The 1,301-nt window shown below is 69.6% G+C and carries 2 protein-coding genes; one reads left to right on the forward strand and one right to left on the reverse strand.

What is annotated here, in order from left to right; translation table 11 throughout:
• Nucleotides 1–422, reverse strand: a 422-nt coding sequence (locus R1101_RS0123630) for a class I SAM-dependent methyltransferase (RefSeq protein WP_016935638.1), incomplete at its 3' end; no start/stop codon positions are given.
• A gap of 169 nt (nt 423–591) precedes the next feature.
• Between R1101_RS0123630 and R1101_RS0123635 the strand changes: the two genes are divergently transcribed.
• Nucleotides 592–1,272: a winged helix-turn-helix transcriptional regulator gene (locus R1101_RS0123635; protein WP_037224962.1), complete on the forward strand. Its 681-nt coding sequence runs from the start codon at nt 592–594 to the stop codon at nt 1,270–1,272.
• Nucleotides 1,273–1,301 lie beyond the last annotated feature (29 nt).

Consider the following 1,301-nt stretch of genomic DNA (forward strand, 5'->3'; position numbering starts at 1 on the left):
ACCCGGAGCAGCTGGTCGGCGGCGGCCCGGTGGTAGGGCGCGAACATCACTCCGACGCAGGAGATCACGGCGTCGAAGCTCGCATCGTCGAACGGGAGCGCTTCGGCGTCCGCCTCCTGCCAGTCGAGATCCGCGCCGGCCGCCTCGGCGTCACGCCGACCGACCTCGAACAGTTCCGGTGTCAGGTCGGTGGCAACGACCGTCGCTCCGGTGAGCGCGGCCGGAATCGAGGCGTTGCCGGACCCCGCGGCGATGTCCAGGACGCGGTCGTCCGGACCGATTCCGGTCGCGGACACGAGTGCGGGTCCGAGTTCGGCGATGACCTGTGTCGCCACCGCCGGATAGTCGCCGAGTGCCCACATCGCCCGGTGCTTGGCCTTGAGGGCGCGATCGGCGTCGTGTGTCGTGGAGATGTCGGTCATCAGAGGATTCCTCCTGTCGAGGGACCCGGCTTCGGCACCGTCGGGCGGCGGCCCCGGGTCACAGATCGACTGTAGGAAGGCCGGGACGGTGTTCTCCAGTACACAATCTGTACCGCATCGCCGTCCGTTCGTGCTGGTCGCGGCGGTCCGACCGGCCTACTATCCGATCATGGGCCCGCCCTACCAGCAGTTCTGTCCCGTCGCCAAGGCGATGGAACTGTTCGACGAGAGGTGGACGCTGCTCGTGGTGCGCGAACTCGTGCTCGGCAGCGAACGATTCAACGACCTCCGACGGGGCCTGCCCCGCATGTCACCGACGCTGTTGTCGAAGCGGCTGCACGGGCTCGCGGCGGCGGGCATCGTGCAGCGCCTCGAGGACGGAACCGACGTCCGGTACGTGCTCACACCCGCAGGACGCGACCTCGAGACCGTCGTCGACGCGCTCGGCGCCTGGGGGACGCGCTGGACCGGCAGGCTCGGCGACGCCGATCTCGATCCGAGGCTGCTGATGTGGGACATGCACCGGCACGTCGACCGTGCCGCCGTGCCGGGATCACGGACGGTCGTCGAGTTCGTCTTCCCAGCGGTCACCCACGCGGCGCGCCGGTGGTGGCTCGTCATCGGTCCCCACGAGGTCGACGTATGCGACGAGAACCCGGGATTCGAGGTCTCGGTCCGGGTGACGGCCGGGTTGCGGGAGCTGACCGAGATCCGGCGCGGCGAAGCCACCTGGTCGGACGCCGTGCGTTCGGGCACCGTCGTCGTCGACGGGCCGAGCGCCCTGCGTCGGTCTCTGCCGCGCTGGTTCGACTTTCCCCTCGCCGTACCGGCCGGACGATCCGCCGGATGAGGCGGTGCGACAGATCAGTCCAGATCAGT

The sequence above is a fragment of the Rhodococcus sp. R1101 genome (assembly GCF_000278445.1).
Lineage (GTDB): Bacteria > Actinomycetota > Actinomycetes > Mycobacteriales > Mycobacteriaceae > Rhodococcus > Rhodococcus gordoniae.

Coding starts and splice junctions, on each gene's coding strand:
- R1101_RS0123635 (WP_037224962.1), top strand. CDS start 592: ATGGGCCCGCCCTACCAGCAGTTCTGTCCCGTCGCCAAGGCGATGGAA.